Annotated in this window: 16 protein-coding genes and 1 pseudogene; 6 read left to right on the top strand and 11 right to left on the bottom strand. The window is 70.1% G+C overall.

The annotated features are described in order from the left end of the window. Positions 1–37: 37 nt before the first annotated feature. Positions 38–250 (bottom strand): DUF397 domain-containing protein, encoded by a 213-nt coding sequence (locus tag ACSMXW_RS30155; protein WP_485800965.1) that lies wholly within the window; start codon positions 248–250, stop codon positions 38–40. Beyond that, on the bottom strand, positions 247–1,104 hold the full coding sequence (locus ACSMXW_RS30160) for a helix-turn-helix domain-containing protein (RefSeq protein ID WP_485800966.1): 858 nt from the start codon (positions 1,102–1,104) through the stop codon (positions 247–249). The genes ACSMXW_RS30155 and ACSMXW_RS30160 overlap by 4 nt, the downstream gene beginning before the upstream one ends. 158 nt (positions 1,105–1,262) lie before the next feature. On the opposite strand from ACSMXW_RS30160, the gene ACSMXW_RS30165 reads away from it, so the two are divergent. Further along, complete coding sequence (locus tag ACSMXW_RS30165) at positions 1,263–1,757, top strand: ATP-binding protein (RefSeq protein WP_485800967.1); 495 nt, start codon at positions 1,263–1,265, stop codon at positions 1,755–1,757. 98 nt (positions 1,758–1,855) lie between these two features. On the opposite strand, the gene ACSMXW_RS30170 is transcribed toward ACSMXW_RS30165, so the two are convergent. From ACSMXW_RS30170 to ACSMXW_RS30185, 4 genes are all read right to left on the bottom strand, one after another. Continuing rightward, complete coding sequence (locus ACSMXW_RS30170; RefSeq protein ID WP_485800968.1) at positions 1,856–2,374, bottom strand: RICIN domain-containing protein; 519 nt, start codon at positions 2,372–2,374, stop codon at positions 1,856–1,858. Positions 2,375–2,531: 157 nt separating this feature from the next. Continuing rightward, a complete protein-coding gene (locus ACSMXW_RS30175) occupies positions 2,532–3,320 on the bottom strand; it encodes an alpha/beta fold hydrolase (RefSeq protein WP_485800969.1) in 789 nt (262 codons plus the stop codon). Positions 3,321–3,917: 597 nt separating this feature from the next. Then, entirely contained in the window at positions 3,918–5,066 is a 1,149-nt protein-coding gene (locus ACSMXW_RS30180) for an esterase-like activity of phytase family protein (protein ID WP_485800970.1), read from the bottom strand. Positions 5,067–5,236: 170 nt separating this feature from the next. Then, entirely contained in the window at positions 5,237–6,112 is an 876-nt protein-coding gene (locus ACSMXW_RS30185) for an SDR family NAD(P)-dependent oxidoreductase (protein WP_485800971.1), read from the bottom strand. 87 nt (positions 6,113–6,199) lie between these two features. On the opposite strand from ACSMXW_RS30185, the gene ACSMXW_RS30190 reads away from it, so the two are divergent. Further along, complete coding sequence (locus ACSMXW_RS30190; protein ID WP_485800972.1) at positions 6,200–7,051, top strand: helix-turn-helix transcriptional regulator; 852 nt, start codon at positions 6,200–6,202, stop codon at positions 7,049–7,051. A 151-nt stretch (positions 7,052–7,202) separates the two neighbouring features. On the opposite strand, the gene ACSMXW_RS30195 is transcribed toward ACSMXW_RS30190, so the two are convergent. Further along, positions 7,203–8,216 (bottom strand): methyltransferase, encoded by a 1,014-nt coding sequence (locus tag ACSMXW_RS30195; protein WP_485800973.1) that lies wholly within the window; start codon positions 8,214–8,216, stop codon positions 7,203–7,205. A gap of 637 nt (positions 8,217–8,853) precedes the next feature. Next, entirely contained in the window at positions 8,854–9,813 is a 960-nt protein-coding gene (locus tag ACSMXW_RS30200; protein WP_485800974.1) for a GlxA family transcriptional regulator, read from the bottom strand. 134 nt (positions 9,814–9,947) lie between these two features. Between ACSMXW_RS30200 and ACSMXW_RS30205 the strand changes: the two genes are divergently transcribed. Both ACSMXW_RS30205 and ACSMXW_RS30210 read left to right on the top strand, forming a co-directional pair. After that, a complete protein-coding gene (locus ACSMXW_RS30205; protein WP_485808415.1) occupies positions 9,948–10,586 on the top strand; it encodes an HD domain-containing protein in 639 nt (212 codons plus the stop codon). 204 nt (positions 10,587–10,790) lie between these two features. Further along, a pseudogene (locus ACSMXW_RS30210) lies at positions 10,791–11,015 on the top strand (hypothetical protein); the annotation flags it as partial. 18 nt (positions 11,016–11,033) lie between these two features. Here the strand turns inward: ACSMXW_RS30210 and ACSMXW_RS30215 are convergent. Next, positions 11,034–11,258 carry a CU044_2847 family protein gene (locus ACSMXW_RS30215; RefSeq protein ID WP_485800975.1) on the bottom strand — a complete coding sequence of 75 codons (225 nt, stop codon included), beginning with the start codon at positions 11,256–11,258 and terminating at the stop codon, positions 11,034–11,036. Between the two features lie 414 nt (positions 11,259–11,672). Between ACSMXW_RS30215 and ACSMXW_RS30220 the strand changes: the two genes are divergently transcribed. Beyond that, the gene (locus ACSMXW_RS30220; RefSeq protein ID WP_485800976.1) at positions 11,673–13,259 is read left to right on the top strand and encodes an alpha/beta fold hydrolase; all 1,587 of its coding nucleotides are present in this window, start codon (positions 11,673–11,675) and stop codon (positions 13,257–13,259) included. Positions 13,260–13,350: 91 nt separating this feature from the next. Here ACSMXW_RS30220 and ACSMXW_RS30225 read toward each other — a convergent pair whose 3' ends face one another. After that, complete coding sequence (locus tag ACSMXW_RS30225) at positions 13,351–14,493, bottom strand: sensor histidine kinase (protein ID WP_485800977.1); 1,143 nt, start codon at positions 14,491–14,493, stop codon at positions 13,351–13,353. Next, positions 14,486–15,181, bottom strand: coding sequence for a response regulator transcription factor (locus ACSMXW_RS30230; RefSeq protein WP_485800978.1), 696 nt, complete (start codon positions 15,179–15,181; stop codon positions 14,486–14,488). The genes ACSMXW_RS30225 and ACSMXW_RS30230 overlap by 8 nt, the downstream gene beginning before the upstream one ends. 129 nt (positions 15,182–15,310) lie before the next feature. Here ACSMXW_RS30230 and ACSMXW_RS30235 point away from each other — a divergent pair, with 129 nt between their 5' ends. Continuing rightward, positions 15,311–16,429 carry an endonuclease/exonuclease/phosphatase family protein gene (locus ACSMXW_RS30235; RefSeq protein ID WP_485808417.1) on the top strand — a complete coding sequence of 373 codons (1,119 nt, stop codon included), beginning with the start codon at positions 15,311–15,313 and terminating at the stop codon, positions 16,427–16,429. Positions 16,430–16,893 lie beyond the last annotated feature (464 nt).

Below are 16,893 nucleotides of genomic sequence, written 5' to 3' on the forward strand. Positions count from 1 at the left end.
CGAGCCCGACGCCTCCCGGCCACCCGCTGACGCCCGGCTAGGTGAGGGGCTCCCCGGCGGCGAACGGCAGGAAACGGCCCCATTGTTGGGGGGTGAACTGGAGGGTGGGGCCCTCCGGGTTCTTGGAGTCGCGGATGTGGACGGTGCCCGGGGCGGGGGCGAATTCGACGCAGTCGATGCCGTCAGGGTTGCTGTAGCTGCTCTTGCGCCATGCGAGCTGAGGAAACTCGTCAGAAGGCTTTATGTTCACGTCTCTTCCAGCACTTTCTCGATGAAGGCCAGCGACTCCCGCGGAGGGAGAGCTTGGGCCCGGATTAATCCGTACCGCACCTCAAGGATCTGAACCTGCCTGGCGTCGGAGATCAAGCGGTGGGTGACCTGGTTCTCGATGTATCCGACCGTGTCACCGTCGTCCAGTCGCATCAACCTGAACGAGCCGTCCAGGCCTGCGTTGTCCTCACGGTCCATAGGAAGAACCTGCATGTCGAGGTTCCGGAGCTGCGCCACTTCCAGCAGATGTTCGAGTTGCTTGCGCATGATCATCCTTCCCCCGATGGGTCGGCGCAAGGTCGCCTCGTCCAGCACAAAGCTGAGGATGGGAGCGGCACATGCCTCGTCGATGATCTTCTGGCGTTTCTGCCTGTCGGCGATTCGCTTCTCCAGCTCGTCGTGGGTGAAGAGCGGCCGCCTAGTCTTGAACATCGCCCGTGCGTAGTCCTCCGTCTGGAGCAGGCCGTGTACCACGGTGTTGTAGTACGAGCACAGTTCCACGGCCCTGCCTTCGAGTGTGGTGAAGTCCTGCACCTTCTTGGGGTACCGGACCTGCTCGACGTCGCGAATGAACATCGCCAGCATGCCACGTGCGCCGAGCACGTCATCGGCGGAGTTCAGGAACTGTGGCTTGGGCGCTCGACGGCCTCGTTCGACCGACGACACCAGTTCCACGCTGTACCCGATGGCCGCACCCAACTCCGCCTGCGTCATCCCTGCCTGCTCACGCAGCCACTTGATCAGCTTGCCGACCGTGCGTAGCACCGCTGCGGAGTCGTCCTCCCACGTGTGCAGCTCCCCATCGTCCGGTTGCCCCTGCTGTATTCCGCCCATGCCTGCACCTCCATAGGGGTTCTTCGGTAAGCAACCTCCCGGCGCAGCCGGGCGTTACGGGACGCGACCCGGACAAGGCCCGGACAGAACCGGACAGCGAGATCATGTACCGGTGGGGTCGTGGTAACCGCCTGGCACACTCCGCCACTCTGAGTGACATGAATACGCACGTTGTCCGCCCAAAGGGCGACACACCGGGTCCCGCCCAACCCGACTGCCCCGTACGTCACTTCAGCCTCAGGCTCTCCGCAACGCGCCGGGGCGCGCGCCTCGCGAGGCGGCTCGCCACGGAGCAACTGGCCAACTGGGGCTGGCCGTACGACGGCGAGCTGTCGCTCACCGTGGCGCACCTCGTCGCCGAGCTGACCGCGAACGCGGTCCTGCACGGGCACGTGCCCGGCCGGGACTTCCGGCTGACGCTGACCGTCGCGGACGACGACAGCGTGCTGCGGATCGAGGTCACCGACGCCCGGATCGAGCACCTGCCGCCGGAGGCGGGGCAGGCCGCGCCGTCGGGCGAGCTGGCGGAGTCCGGGCGCGGCCTGCTGCTGGTGGAGGCGCTGGCGGACCGCTGGGGCACGCGCACGGAGCCCCCCTGTACGAAGACGGTGTGGTGTGAACTGGCGCTGCACGGCAAGGGGGGCACCCCGTGACCGCCGGGGCTCCGGCAGCTCTCGTGGCCCCCGGACGCCGGTGGGCGCCGCGCGCGTCCGCGGGGCGGCCACCAGCGGGCGAGACGTACCGAGGTGGATCAGAAGACGGTCTCGCTGATCTGCTCTCCTTGGATGGTCCAGTGCTGGCCGGCCACGGCGGGGTTGCACGCCTTCACGGACACGATGTAGGTGCTGGGGTAATTGGATTCCAGGCACATGGTGGGGTACTGGGTCTCGTGGATCGATTCGCCGCTGACGGCCCAGCGCTGGCCGGCCACGGCGGGGTTGCACGCCTTCACGGACACGATGTAGGTGCTGGGGTAACTGGATTCCAGACACATGGTGGGGTACTGGGTCTCGTGGATCGATTCGCCGCTGACGGCCCAGCGCTGGCCGGCCACGGCGGGGTTGCACCCCTTCACAGACACGATGTAGGTGCTCGGGTAACTGGATTCCAGACACATCGTGCCGACGGCCGGGGCCCTTTCGGCAGGTGCCGGGGCCGCCACTGCCGCCGACGGCAGGGCGAAGGACGTCAGTGCGAGAAGGGCAGGTAGGAGGAGCTTACGTAAGACACTGGCCACGAGGTGGAACCCTTCACATCGGCGGATCCACATCGGCCGGGACGTATCCACTGGTACTGGCCGAGGGATCCGGGTGATTACGGGCCCTGGAAGATTCCCCCCGTCTTTGACCTCATATGCGTGCGTGGCTGTCAGCGTCCTTGGACGGGCACCGCGTCGCCCAGGGCCTTGAGCGCGGCCCGGGGGAGAATCAGCCGGCGAGAAGCCTGGCGAGTTCGGTCGGGTGGGCCAGGTGCGGGAAGTGGCCACCGTCGGGAAGGGTGATGACGGTGACGTCGGGCAGGAGCGCTTCAAGCCACTGCTGGTAGGCGGGCGGCAGATCCTGCCCCGCCACGTTGTAGTAGGGGATTCCCTTGTCCCGGATGGCGATCAGTTCGCGGGCCCGCTCTTCGCCGACTTGTTCCGCCTCGGTGTCCAGGAGTTCGCTCCAGTAACCGAGCAGCAGATCCTGCCGGGGTGTCGTGGCCGTGCGGACCAGGTCCTGCGCGGCCTCAGGCAGCAGTTCGACGTGCATGCCGGCGAGCAAGCGGTTCCAGACCTGCTCCCAGGCCGGACCCCGGAGTTCCGGTTCGGCCTGCCGCAGCATCTGCGCGAAGGGGCCGACCAGCAGCGGCTGGTCGATGTTGACGACGCCGGAAGCCGGATGCGTGGCCGCGTAGGCGGTGGCCAGCACCCCGCCCAGGGAGTGCCCGACGAGGATCGGCGCCTGAAGTCCCGCGGCGGCCACCGCCTCGTGGAGGACCGCGACGACGTCGCGGACGCGGTAGGAGTCCTGCCGCGGCGACCTGCCGTGGCCGGGCAGGTCGAAGGCGACCGCCAACCGGCCCGGGCTGAGGACCTCCAGTTCCTTCAGCACGGGCTCCCACTGCCGGCGGTCGTAGCACAGGCCGTGCAGCAGGACCAGGGGCGGCCCGTCGTCCGGCGTACCGTGGATGTCGGCGGCGAGCCGGCCGAGAATGTCGTGCCGTACGTTACGCATATCCCGCTCTCGAAATAGTTGCTCTGCACAGAAGGCGTGGCGTCGATGGGTACCGGCTGTTCGAGACGTGGGTCACACGCTCCGGCGGGTCGGGCCGCCCGGTGCCGGTTGGGGGCGGAAGAGTCGCCCGGTGTGCAGGGAGGCGGGCAGGTGCGCCCCGGCCGGCGGGGCAACCGGCTCCACCCGCTGCACGGCTGCCCACAGCGCCCGGGTCGCGCTGACGCGGGCCCGTTCGGCTTCGGCGGTATGAGCACGCACCCGGCCGCCCGGGCCGCCGGCCCGCCGCAGCTCGGCCACCACGGCGCCCGATCAGTCCCATCAGCCCACCATAAACACCGCCGGTGGCCTGTTCGCCGCCGCCCCGCCCATCCCGGCCGCCCGCCGGCCCCCTGATGAGGACCGTCTCGCCCCCTCCGATCAGCACCTGGAGAGGTCGGACGACAGCGGCGTCGAGGAGGTACGCCCAGGACACGGCCCCGCGCCCCTCAGGGAGGGATCGCGCCCTGGCCTGCCCAGGGGCGCGGGGAACTGTGCGGGCCACCACCGCCGGTGGCCCGAGGACGGCAGAGACCACCCCTCCGAGACCGGCGGCGCCTCTCAGCGCACTGCCAGGGCGATCACTTCGGTGGCCTCGTCGGCGGAGAAGTTGTCGTCGCTGACGAGTACGAGCGTCCGCTCACCCGTGGGCAGACGTGGACCCCACGTCATGCCCTCGACGTTGTTCATCGCGGGCAGAGAGAGGTCGTCCAGGTCGACGAGCAGGCGCTTGGGCATCGGCCGGACGGCGGCCGATGTCAGAGAGTCCAGGTGCTCGACCCTGCCGGCGCCCCGTGTGGCGGCATCGAAGATCCGGATCTTGTAGCCGGCGCCGGGAACCCAGGTCCGTTCCATGACCAGGTACCGGTCCGGGTCGTCCGGGTACGCCAGGATGTCGGGTACGCCGGTGTCCGGACCCCATGGACTGTCCGGGTCGGGCTCCGCGAAGAGCGGTTCGAGGTGGTAGGCGAACTGGTCGAGGACCGCGCCGGACCGGCTGTGCCGCGTCACCCGGACCAGCGAGCCGTGTTCGGTGGTGGACTCCGGGCCGTCCTGCATGAGCGGCCCCTCCACCGCGCTGGTCAGCCGCGCGCCGCCCGGACTGAACGTGATCGCCTCCAGCACCAGATTCCGGCGGGGCCCTCGGTCGTCGGTGATGCTGTAGTTCTCCGGCAGGGGAAGCCGGCCCCGGTACGCCCCCTGGCGCCCGGCGAACTGGATCGACGGCTGGATCACCGGATCCGGTGCGTCCGGGCTCTTCGGCCGGTTGCCCTCCTGGCTCCACCAGTAGCGGCAGGTCTGCGGGTCGACCCGGATGTCCTCGGGGTCGATCGCCTGTCCGTCGTTCAGCGTGGGCGACGGGTACGTGCTCCCGTCCGGCTGGCGCAGCGGGTGCGTGCTGGTGAACCGGACGCCGTGCACACCGTCGACGTCGACCGGAATGCGGGCGGTGTAGAAGCGTGCGGGTTGCTGGTAGGAACGATCGTCGCTGATCAGTGCGTACTCGCCGGTGCAGGGGTCCCGGTCGATGCCGGACAGGCCACCCACGGTGGTGTCCTGGTAGGAGAGTCCGTGGGGTACGACCGACCTGCCCAGGAGACGGACGGCAGGGGGCTCTGCGTGCGCGGGTAAACCCGTGAGCGTGCCGGTCAGGGTCGCGGTCACTGCCGCCGCCAGGGCGAGCGCCGTGCGTGAGGGGAGAAAATGCATGAGGGGAACTCTTCCGAAGGCCCACCCGCGAGCGCAGTCACCCAATCGTGTATTCGGTCCGCGGTGACCTCGGCGGCGGCCCCGGACACAGCCCCGCGCGCCTTCGCAGGCCGGGGCGCAGCCCCCTCCGGCGCGGCCGCGCGCTCAGGCCACCACGCCCCCGGCCGCGCTCAGGCCACCATGCCCCCGTCCACGCGCAGCACCACGCCCGTCACATAGGAGGCGCGGTCGCTGAGCAGCCAGGCCGCGGCCTGGGCGATCTCCTCGGGGTCGGCGGCGCGCCTCAGCGGCGTCCGGGCGTTGAGCCGGTCGACCACGCCGGGTGAGCGCTCGTTCCACTCCCGCAGCATCTCGGTGAGCGTCGTGCCGGGCGCGATCGCGTTGACGCGGATGCCCTCCGGGCCGTAGGTGGCCGCGGCCGACTCGGTGAGGCTGTTGAGCCCCCGCTTCATCGCGCCGTACGCGGGCAGCTCCGGGTTGGCCATCAGAGCGCCGACGCTGGAGGTGTTGACGATCGCGCCGGTGCCCGCGGTGGCCCGGATCGCGGTGACCTCGGCGGCCATCGCCAGCCAAGGGCCCTTGAGGTTGACGGCGTAGACGTGGTCGAAGTCCGCCTCCCGGACCAGGTCCATCGGGCCGGGCGGCACACCGGCCCCGGCGTTGTTGAAGGCGGCGTCCAGGCGGCCGAACCGGTCGACGGCGCGGTCCACCGCGGCACGCACGCTGTCCGGGTCCGCCATGTCGCACACCACGTGCTCCGCGGTGCCGCCGGCCGCCCGCACCTCCTCGGCGACCGTCTTCAGCTGGGCCTCCGTGCGCGCGGCGAGGAGCACGCGGGCGCCCTCCCGGGCGAACAGGCGGGCCGCGGCGGCGCCGATGCCGCGGCCGGCCCCGGTGACGAGGACGGCCTTGCCGGCCAGCAGGCCCGGGGCGGTGGGCCCGGGGGCGGGGGCAGGCGTGGGCGTGGGGGTGGGTGCGGCGGGCGCGCCGACGGCCCTCGTAGCGGTGGTGGCCAGGGCGTCGTCCCTGGTGGAAGTGGTGGTCATGACGTCGAGCCTGCACCGCGCCACGGCGCGCAGCCAGGCACAGGCGGTACCTGGCTGAGGCCCCGGCACCGACCGCACACTGGGAGCGTGGACAGACGAGAACTGGCAGCCTTCCTGCGCACCCGGCGCGAGCGGATCACCCCCGCCGCCGTCGGACTGCCCGCGGGCACGCGCCGCCGTACACCGGGGCTGCGCCGTGAGGAGGCCGCGCAGCTCGCGCACATCTCCACCGAGTACTACACACGCCTGGAGCAGGCCCGCGCACCGCGCCCGTCCCGCGAGGTGCTGGCGGGCCTGGCCCGCGCCCTGCGCCTCACGGACGCCGAGCGCGACCACCTCCACCACCTCGCCGGCGCCCCGCCCGGACCGCCGCCGGGGCCCTGCCGGGAGGTCCGGCAGAGCATCCTGGACCTGCTGCACCGGCTGCCGGGCGCGGCCGCGATCGTGCTCTCCGCCACGTACGAGGTGATCGCCTGGAACGACCTGGCGGCCGCCCTCATGGAGGACTTCTCCGCGCTGCCCCGGCGCGAGCGCAACCTCCTGCGGCGTGCCTTCCTCGGACCGCGCCCGGAGCACGGCCGGCTGTACGGCCTTCAGGACGGGGATACGTTCGCCCGCAGCGCCGCCCGGCACCTGCGCGCCACGGCCGCGCGCTACGCCGGCAACCCGGAGGTGGCCGGGCTCGTACGCGAACTCAGCGCCGGCAGCGAGGAGTTCGCCGAGCTGTGGGACTCGCACGACGTGACCGCCGGAGCCAGCCTCTGCAAGACGTTCCGGCATCCGCTGGTCGGCCCCATCACCGTCGTCTGCGACGTGCTCGACATCACCGACCGCGACCAGCGCGTCGTGATCTACACCGCCGCCCCCGGCTCCCCGTCCGAGGACGCCCTCCGCCTGCTCACGGTCATCGGCACCCAGCGCATGGACGTCACCGGCTGAACGCCGCTGTGCTGGGGCAGGTCCGGTACGCCGGTCGGCCCGCCGGCATCACGCGCGGCAGGGCCGGGCCGTGGAGGCCGGACGGGTCCGGACGCCGTGGCGCACACGCACCCGTGACGGCCGGACTCACACGAGACCCCGGCAGCCGTGGTCAGCTCAGCGTCGCTTCGATGGCCGACATGAACCCGGAGCCGGACACAATGCGATCGAGCCGGAAACCGCCTTCGGCGAGCACCTGGGTCCACTCGGTCCGGGTGCGCTCACGGCCGCCGACCATGGTCAGCATGGTCAGGTCGATCATCTTCGAGAAGTGCGGTTCGTCGCCTTCCGGCACCACCATCTCCACCAGGACCAGGCGCGCGCCGGGAGCGGCGGCTTTGGCGATGTTGCGCAGGATGCGGACGGCGGAGGCGTCGTCCCAGTCGTGCAGGACGACGGACATGACATAGAGGTCGGCAGTGGGCACGCTGTCGAAGAAGTCGCCCGCGACCGCGGTCGCGCGGTCGTCGAGCCCCGCCGCCGCCAGGGTCTCGCCGGCCGCTGCCACGACGTTCGGAAGGTCGAAGACGATGCCGCTCCGCTCGGGCGCCCTGGTGAGCAACTCGGCCAGGAGCGTGCCGTCCGCGCCGCCGATGTCCGCGATCGTCCGACCTTCCGGAAGCCGGTAGACATCCAGGAGGTCGCCGCGCGCGGTGTGTCCTCCGCTGGCCATGGCGGCGTTCTGAAGTGCGGCCCGGCGGGGGGATTCACCGATCCACTCGAAGAACGGCTTGCCGAGGGCCTTGGTGGCGGCTGTCTCACCCGTGCGCGCGGTGTTCAGCAGGTCGCCGAACGGAGCGTAGTGCGTCTCCATCCAGTACCTCGCCATTCCACGCACCGAGTCCGCGGGACCGTCGGCGAGCGTGCGCCCGAGGTCGGTGACCTCCACGCCGCCCTCCACGGTGCGGAAGAGGCCCAAGGGCGTCAGGAACCGTATGATCCGCCCGAGCGCGTCACTGTCGGCGTGGGTCGCCTTGGCCAGATCCTCCACACTGCGGGGACCTTCCAGGAGTTCCGTCGCCACTCCCAGTTCCGCTATCACAAAGAGCGCCTGGGAAACCTGGAAACCAGCCAGAAGCTGCCCCATCTGAGCCGAGGCGGGGATCCCCTGTGGCTCATCAGCCATGTCATTCCTCCAAAGTCGAATGGTCGACCAGATAAGTCGAATGGTCGACCAGATGATAGGTCGGTGAGGGAGACCCGGTTCACCGCCCTGGGACGCCTGGCGCACGCAGGAGGCCCGCCGCGCTCCGGCCTTTCTTGAGGAGCCGACGGCGAAAAACACTCCGCACCGGAACTCGGCGCACTGCCGCGGGCCCCGGGCGGCGGCACCCCGCCCGGCTCGACGGTCGAGATCCGCTCATCCGAAATTCCGAGGAAGAGGCGTCTGACCTGCGGAAACGTCCGGACGTTAGGGAAGTGCCACCGGCGCCCCCACACGCCGCGACCCGAGAACAGCCGTTCTCACCATGGCACCGCCGACAGTTTCCCGAAGGCGCCGCCCGAAGGTCCACTCCGAGGTCCGGCGAGCGGGCCACGGCGTTTGTGCGGATTCCGCACCACCATCAGGTCGGCAATTGTCCGTACGGTGTTCATGTGGAATTTGTGTGCTCGTACCCGGTCGTTCCGGGGTGGGGTTGCCCGGGAACGGTGAAGGGTGAGTGGAGGGAGAAAAGGCGGGGATGCGCACCGGCGTACGGTGCCCGTCCTGCCGGGTCGAAGCGGGCCGAGGCGGTGTCGGGGGCGATGGCGCCCGGACACGTTCACCGGGTCGTGCCGAAGCGCCGCTGATAGGCGGCTGGACTCATCGACAACTCTCTCGCGAAGACTCGCCGCATGCTCTCGTAGCTCGGGAAGCCGGCGAGGTCCGCCGCCTGTGCCGTGGCATGTCCTTGGTCGAGCAGTGCTTTCGCCATGTCGAAGCGGATCATCTCGACGTAGCGGGCGGGGGTGGTGGACAGCTCCTCACGGAAGAGCCGTGTGACGTGCCGAGGGCTCACGTTCAGGTGCCGGGCGAGCTCGGTGAGTGAGTAGTGGCCCTTGGGATCCGCCGTCACCAGGTCGGTGATTCTGCGGAGCGCGGGGGATCGGGGCGGTGGCCCCTGCAACGGGGCGGAGAACTGTGACTGGCCGCCGGCCCGTTGCAAGTAGACCACCAGGGAGCGGGCGACGTCGCGCGCCAGAGCCGGCCCGTGGTCCTCTTCGACGAGTGCCAGCGCCAGGTCGATGCCCGCGGTCACACCCGCTGAGGTGTACGTGGCGCCGTCGCGGACGTAGATCGCGTCGGCGTCGACGCGGCTGCCGCGGGACCGGGCGGCGAGCTCGTGCGCGACCTTCCAGTGCGTGGTCGCGCGCTTACCGTCCAGCAGGCCGGCGGCGGCGAGGACGAACGCGCCGGTGCAGATGGACACGACCCGGCCGGCGCGGGGCGCCAGCGTCCGTGCGGCCTCCACCACATCCCGCGCGACGGGGTCGCGCGGATAGATGTCGGTGCCGGCCACCACAAGCGTGTGGACCGCGGACTCCGCGGCCGCGTCGTCGTCGACCCCGATCCGGATACCCAGGGAGGAGGTGACGTCCGCACCCGTCGGTGACAGCAGCACCATGCGGTAGTCGGCGCCGAACCTGTTCGCCTCCGCGAACACTTCGGCGGGGCCCGCGACGTCCAGGAGGGTGACCCCGTCGTAGACGAGCATGGCGACCTGGTGCGTGGCTGAGGTCATGGTCCCTTCCCCTCGTGTCCGGATTCGAGTGGTTCATGGCCGGACCAAGGCGGCGCGATACGCCGTGCAGTGCAAGCCTGGAAAGCGCATACACCGTCATTCGTAACACACCGAAAGCAAGAAGTGCGCAGACCATGACTGAGACCATCGCGGGAGTGGAAATTCCCGAAACAGCGGCGGTCGCCGATGCCACCCGTCTTGTCCGGGAGACGACCGGCCCCCTCATCTACCATCACTCCCGGCGGGTCTTCCTCTTCAGCGTGATGCACGCCCGCCGGCTCGGACTGGAGCCCGACCCGGAGCTGCTCTACCTGTCCGCCATGTTTCACGACACGGGCCTCCTGAAGCCCTTTTCGGAAGTGGCGCAGCGTTTCGAGGTGGATGGTGCCGACCACGCGCGCACGTTCATGCTCGACCGCGGCTTCCCGGCCACGGCCGCCGACGTGGTCTGGACGGCGATCGCGCTCCACACCACACCGGGAATTCCCGGCCGTATGGGTCCGGAGACGGCCGTGACGCACTTCGGTGTGCTGACCGACGCACTGGGTTTCGCCCTGGACGAGCTGGATCGCAGCAGCGTCGACGAGGTCACCGCCGTCCATCCCCGGGGCGACTTCAAAAAGGAGTTCCTGCGGGCCTTCGTCGAAGGGCTGAAGCACCGGCCCGAGACCACGAACGGCACCGTGAACGCGGACGTGCTGGAACACTTCGTCCCCGACTTCCACCGCACGACGACAGTGGAGCGCATCACCAACGCACCTTGGCCGAGCTGACCGCGGGACCAGGAGGAGGACACACTCCCAAGCGGCTCGACCGAGCAGTGACGTCGCAGCTGCGCAGTATTCGGCCTTTGCGTGAATCGCATTGCGCGCGTGGACCGCTCTGCTCCTATGACAGGACTCCCCGCGCGGCGGAGCGGAGTGGCATGCCGGAGCACGCCACAATGAATCACCGTTGCAGCGCGCGAGGACCGCGAAATCTGTTCACATCGCGAATCAAGGACATATCATTATGCGTGCCGTAGCGTTCGAGACCGAGAATCCGGGGTCGAGGGTCTTTTCCTGACGGACCTGCCCTATCCCCATGCTGCCGAGAACGATGTCATCGTGCGCGTGCACGCCGCCGGCTTCACCCGCGGAGAGCTCGACTGGCCGGCAACGTGGTCGGACCGCGCCGGCCGCGACCGGACGCCCAGCGTGCCCGCCTCCAGCTGTCCACGCCTAAGCCCCCGGAGCCGCCTCCGGCGCCGTCCACTCGAGTGTCACCTTCCACGCGGACTTCGACGTCGCCTTGCCCAACACGGCCAGCAACTGTCCCGTGTCGAGGGAGAGGTCACAGCCGAACTCCACCGTCGCCTTCGACGCACCGGTCTGCTGCAGCCGGGTACCCATGGCGCGCGCCACGGCGGTCAGACTGTCGAGCACCGATTTCGAGACGCACCGCACGCCAGCCGATCTCCTGTTCCCCGGCCAGGCCGGTCGCCGCCTGACCGCTGGAACCGACCGAGAGGAGCACCCGCTGCCCGTCCACCTCGACCGGGATCACCGACTCCGAACTCTCCGCGCCCTCGCCCACCCTCTCGTCCCTTCCCCCGCACCGGACTCCACGGACGGTTCATCGTAGTGGGGGATGGCGGAACGGACGGATGACAGCGTGCCCGTGGACCGACGTGTGCCGCGGGACCGGGCGAGGAGCCGAGCCGGTCCTCCGCGCCTCCCGCTGGGACGCGCCTTCCGTGTGGTTGCGCCTCCCGTTTCGGATGAGACGTTGATGCGGCATGGACGCACAGTCGATACAGCCCGCCCCTAGCCTGCCTTCATGATCCGACCGGACGGACCCGAGAGGTTTTCATGTCGCTGATGGGCACAGCACGCAGGAGGAAGAGGAACGTCGTCGTGGTGGCGGCCGGCATGGCGCTGGCGGCTCTGGCCGTGCAGTCCCTGACCGCCTCGACGGCCGACGCGGGGCAGCCACGGGCCGGGGGGACCGAGTCGGGCGCGTCCTCGGCGGCCGCCACGGAACTCGTGTGGCAGCCGTGTTTCGAGATCGCCAAGGACTGGGACCCCCAGGACCACGACACCGAGTGCACGACCGTGCGGGTGCCGCTGGACTACGCCCGACCGAACGGCCGCCAGATCGACATAGCCGTGAGCCGGATCAGGGCCACCGACCCCGCCCACCGCCAGGGGGTGCTGCTCATCAACCCCGGCGGCCCCGGCGTGCAGGGCGTCACTGAGCCGTACCACGTCGCCCACACCCGGATGGCCGACGTCGGCCGCGACCACGACCTGATCGGCTTCGACACCCGCGGCGTGGGATACAGCGACAAACCCTCATGCCTCGAAATGTCGCCTGACAAGATCGAGCGCCCGCCCGCCGACCTCACCGGCAAGGAGAAGGCGAAGTTCAGCACCGACGCCTATGCCAAGGCGCTGAAGGCCTGCGCGGAGCGGGACCCCGTCTTCGCCAGGTCGCTGACCACGGCGAACGTCGCACGGGACATGGACAGGATCCGCATCGCACTGGGCGAGGAGAAGATCTCCTATTTCGGCAAGTCGTGGGGGACCGCGCTCGGCGCCTCCTACCGGAGCCTGTTCGGCGGCCATGTGGACAGGATGCTGCTGGACTCGGTGATGGCGCCGGGCCAGTCGCTCACCGACAACGACGATCAGATCGCCGCCCAGGAATCACTGTTCCATGACTTCGCCGGGTGGATCGCCGGCCACGACGGCACCTATCACTTCGGCCGTACCGAGTCGGAGGTCGTCAAGGCCCTCTTCGCGCTCCTGCACCAGATGGAGGCCCACCCCCGGCCGGGCGCGCCCGGCGGGTCGACCGTGGACGGTCAGACGGTCGATCTCCTCCTGTCGGCATCGCGGGCCAACTGGGAGCAGTCGGCCCAGGACCTCGCCACCATCCGCGACGGCGGTGTACCCAAGCCGCCCGCGACGGCGACGCCCGGCGCCGACCCGGCCGGCGCGGCGCGTCCCGTCGGCAACGGCTTCGACGACTCCCCGTACCAGGACGGCGACACCGTCTACATGCTCGCCGCCGTGGGCTGCAACGACTCCCCGGCCTTCCGGGACTTCGAGGCCGACTGGGCCCACTCCGAGCAGCTGAAGAAGAAGTATCCGGTCGCCGCTTACAGCGGTGGCGGCACCACCCGCTGCGTGGGCTGGCCGTTCCCGGCACAGCCGTGGCACCTGGGCAAGAGCCACGGCGCGCTGCAACTGGTCGGGCACGCCTACGAGACGAACACCCCGTTCAAGTGGGCGAAGGAGATGCGCGCCACGATCGGCGGCTCCTTGCTGACCATCCAGGACGACGTCCACGTCTCGCTGGAGGACCTGCCGTGCGCCTCGAAGGCGGTGGAGTTCTTCACCCACGGCACCACCTCCGAGGGGTCCTGCCCCGGAAAGCCGATCCCCACGCCGGCCACGCCCTGACACACCGCACGTGACACACCGCCGGCGTGCCGCGTCATGGACACCATGGAGATCCGCGACAGCATCCGGACCACGGGCCGACCGGCTGCTGTCACGTGGTGTGTCGCGGCTCAGTGCCTCCGTCACCTGCCGGAGTGGGGGTCTGCCGCGGCAGTTCCACGGTGACGCGGATCCCGCCGGCGGAGCGCGGGGTGAGGGTGAGTGTCCCGTCGTGGGCATGCGTGATGGTCTTGACGATCGCCAGGCCGAGGCCGACGCCTGCGTGGTGGGTGTGTACGCGCGCGGTGCCGCGCTGGAACGGCTCGGTGAGTATCGAGGCCAGCTCCGGGGGGACCTGCTCGCCGGTGTTCTCGACAGTGAGCACCACACTGTTCGGGCGCACGCCGGTATTCATCCACACGACGCCCTTCTCGGGCAGATTATGGACGATCGCGTTCTGCACGAGGTTCGTGGTCAACTGCAGCAGAAGCGCCTTCGATCCTGTGGTGGGGGCGATGTCGCCGGAGATCTCGATGGTGATGCCCTGCTTCTCCGCGAGGGGCAGGAGCGTTTCGGTGGCCTCCTCCGCCATGAGGGACAGGTCGACGGGTTCCCGGGTGAAGGACCGCTGCTCAGCACGGCTGAGCACGAGCAATGCCTCGGTCAGGTCGATCGCCCGGGTGTTGACGGCGTGGAGGCGGTCGATGACCTCGCCGGTGTCGTGGTTCGGGTCGGTGCGCGCCACGTCGAGGAGTGCCTTCGAGACGGCCAGCGGGGTGCGCAGCTCATGCGAGGCGTTGGCCGCGAACCTCTGCTGTACGGCGACGTGTGCGGCGAGCCGTGCGAGCATCGTGTCGAAGGCGTCGGCGAGTTCGCGGAACTCGTCCCTGCGGCCCGGTAGCCGGATCCGGTGGGAGAGCGATCCGGTCGAGGCCAGGCGGGTGGCGTCGGTGATACGGGTCAGCGGGGCGAGCATTCGGCCGGCGAGGAGCCACCCTCCCACGAGGCCGAACGCCAGCAGGAATGCCAACACCACGGCTGCCCTCGGAGCGAAGACGTGCTGGAGGTTGGACCGGATGGGAAAAACACCCATGGTGGTGCCGGTGGAGCCGGGAATGATGAGCGCACGGTCGGGTATGTAACGCAGGAGGAACGCCCACACCGCCGCGAGCAGCAGGACGCCGGCCAGCATGAGGAAGCCGGCGTAGCTGAGGGTGAGTCTGAGGCGAACGCTCAACCCGGGTGCTCTATTCACGTCCGCCTCCCTCGTGTCCGCCCTCTGCTCGCGTGTCGATGCGGTAGCCGACGCCTGGCACGGTGGCGATGATCCAGGGTTCGCCGAGCCGCTTGCGCAGTGCCGAGACGGTGATGCGCACGGCGTTGGTCAAGGGGTCCGCGTTCTCGTCCCACGAGCGTTCCAGGAGCTCTTCGGCGCGGACGACACCGCCTTCGGCGGCGACGAGGACTTCGAGCACGGCGAACTGCTTCCGGGTGAGCGCGACGTAGCGGCCGTCCCGGTAGACCTCCCTGCGGAACGGGTCCAGCCGCAGGCCTGCGATCTCCCGCACGGGCGGCCTGCTGTGCGCGCGCCTGCGGTCGAGTGCCCTGAGCCGGAGCACGAGCTCCTGCATCTCGAACGGCTTGGTGAGGTAGTCGTCGGCGCCGAGTTCGAACCCGGAGGCCTTGTCGTCGAGGCGGTCGGCAGCGGTGAGCATGAGGATCGGCATACCGCTGCCGGAGGCGACGATGGACATGGCGATCTCGTCACCGGACGGTCCGGGGACGTCGCGGTCGAGGACGGCGATGTCGTAGGCGTTGACGCCCAGCAGCTCCAGAGCGGTGTCGCCGTCGCCTGCGATGTCGGCCGCGATCGCCTCCAGGCGCAGGCCGTCGTGGATGGCTTCCGCCAGAAAAGGTTCGTCCTCGACGATCAACACGCGCATGCTCCTGATGCTATGAGCCGGGACATATCGTCGGCGTATCGAAAATCCCATACGCGCCGGCAACACCACGCCGCGTTGACTGGCGGCATGAACGACACCCCGCCACCAGCGCGGACGACGAGCCGCCGGATGCACCGGCGTCCGGTCGCCGGCCCGACATCTGCCCTCGCGGCATCGCCGGTGGACACGGCGCGGACCGGGCAGGGCGGCGCCGGCCGCCGGGAGACCGGCGCCGGGACCTGGCGCGCGCGCATCCGCCGGGCGACACGCGCCGCCTCCCGGCCGGGGCCCTGGAAGCGCGGCCTGGTCCTCGGGGCGCTGGCGCTGCTGCTCGGGCTGCTCATGCTGCTGCACGCCGGGATTCCGAACCGGATCGGGAACGTCGGCAGCCTGGTGGAGACCTTCCTGCCGTGGTTCGGCCTGTTCATCCCGGTGCTGCTGGCCGGGGCGCTGTGGCGCCGCTCCGCCTCCGCGGTGCTCGCGCTGCTGCTGCCGGCCGTGGTGTGGCTGAACCTCTTCGGCGGGCTACTCGGCGACAAGGCCCACCCGGGCGGCGACCTCACCGTGGCCGAACAGAACGTCGACACGGACAACCCCGCCCCGGCTGCCACCGCACGCGACCTGGCCGCCTCCGGAGCGGACCTGCTGGCCCTGGTGGAGCTGACCGAGCAGGCCCGGAGCACGTACGAGAAGGGGCTGGCGAAGGAGTACCCGTACCACACGGTGCAGGGCACGGTCGGGCTGTGGAGCAAGCTGCCGCTGTCGGACACCCGGCCGATCGACATCGTGGACTACGGGCCGCTGGCGGACACCAAGCCGGCGGACGAGAAGATGGCCGCGAACCGGGCGCTGCGCACCACGGTGGCCACGGACCACGGGCGGCTGACGGTGTACGTGGCCCACCTGGGGTCCGTACGCGTGAATCCCGAGGCGGGCTTCTGGACGGCCTCGCGGAACATGGGCGTGCAGGCGCTCGGCAAGGCCATAGCCGGCGACCCCAGTGAGCGGGTGGTGCTGCTCGGCGACCTGAACGGCACCATGGAGGACCGCGCGTTCGCCGGCCTCACCGCACAGCTGCACTCGGCCCAGGACACGGCCGGAGACGGCTTCGGCTTCACCTGGCCGGCAGAGTTCCCCGTGGTGCGGATCGACCAGATCCTGCTCCGCGGCGTGGCACCGGAGAGCTCGCGGGTACTGCCGGCGAACGGCAGCGACCACTTGCCGGTGGCGGCCGGAATCAGCTGGTGAACACCGCGGTGCCGAGCGTTGAGGGCGAGTTCGTCCCACGAAGGGACCACCCATGCCGCAGCTGTTCGAGAGGAGCGGGAGTTACATTCCCGCGGCGCGGGCCGCGCGGGCGAGCCGGCCCGAGTCCTCGCGGGCGTGGAAAACCCTTTGCCGGGAATCACCTCGTGACTGAAGACTGGGGCCATGCGCGGATTCGTCAGGACCGGCAACGAGGCCCCCGTCGCGTGCCTGGGCGACTCTCAGCGCACCGCCGCGGCATACCGCGAGCCGCTGCACCGTGGGAAGACGGCACTGAGCGCCGTCCGCGCCGGTCTGCGTGATGATGATCCTGCCGTCCGTGAGGGCTGCTGCCGCCCGGCGGGACAAGCTACGAACGGACCCTTCCGCCCACGACCCGATCATGGAACGGCCTTCGGGTTCTCCCCGGATTTCCAGGGCTGATCGTGGGTGACTCCCTCGGCTGT

The sequence above is a fragment of the Streptomyces sp. DSM 116793 genome (assembly GCF_057320905.1).

Bases quoted from the DNA above. Each gene is read 5' to 3' on its own strand.
- ACSMXW_RS30160 (WP_485800966.1), bottom strand. From the start codon at position 1,104: ATGGGCGGAATACAGCAGGGGCAACCGGACGATGGGGAGCTGCACACG.
- ACSMXW_RS30195 (WP_485800973.1), bottom strand. From the start codon at position 8,216: ATGGCTGATGAGCCACAGGGGATCCCCGCCTCGGCTCAGATGGGGCAG.
- ACSMXW_RS30185 (WP_485800971.1), bottom strand. From the start codon at position 6,112: ATGACCACCACTTCCACCAGGGACGACGCCCTGGCCACCACCGCTACG.
- ACSMXW_RS30235 (WP_485808417.1), top strand. From the start codon at position 15,311: ATGCACCGGCGTCCGGTCGCCGGCCCGACATCTGCCCTCGCGGCATCG.
- ACSMXW_RS30170 (WP_485800968.1), bottom strand. From the start codon at position 2,374: ATGTGGATCCGCCGATGTGAAGGGTTCCACCTCGTGGCCAGTGTCTTA.
- ACSMXW_RS30180 (WP_485800970.1), bottom strand. From the start codon at position 5,066: ATGCATTTTCTCCCCTCACGCACGGCGCTCGCCCTGGCGGCGGCAGTG.
- ACSMXW_RS30200 (WP_485800974.1), bottom strand. From the start codon at position 9,813: ATGACCTCAGCCACGCACCAGGTCGCCATGCTCGTCTACGACGGGGTC.
- ACSMXW_RS30165 (WP_485800967.1), top strand. From the start codon at position 1,263: ATGAATACGCACGTTGTCCGCCCAAAGGGCGACACACCGGGTCCCGCC.
- ACSMXW_RS30220 (WP_485800976.1), top strand. From the start codon at position 11,673: ATGGGCACAGCACGCAGGAGGAAGAGGAACGTCGTCGTGGTGGCGGCC.
- ACSMXW_RS30175 (WP_485800969.1), bottom strand. From the start codon at position 3,320: ATGCGTAACGTACGGCACGACATTCTCGGCCGGCTCGCCGCCGACATC.
- ACSMXW_RS30205 (WP_485808415.1), top strand. From the start codon at position 9,948: ATGACTGAGACCATCGCGGGAGTGGAAATTCCCGAAACAGCGGCGGTC.
- ACSMXW_RS30230 (WP_485800978.1), bottom strand. From the start codon at position 15,181: ATGCGCGTGTTGATCGTCGAGGACGAACCTTTTCTGGCGGAAGCCATC.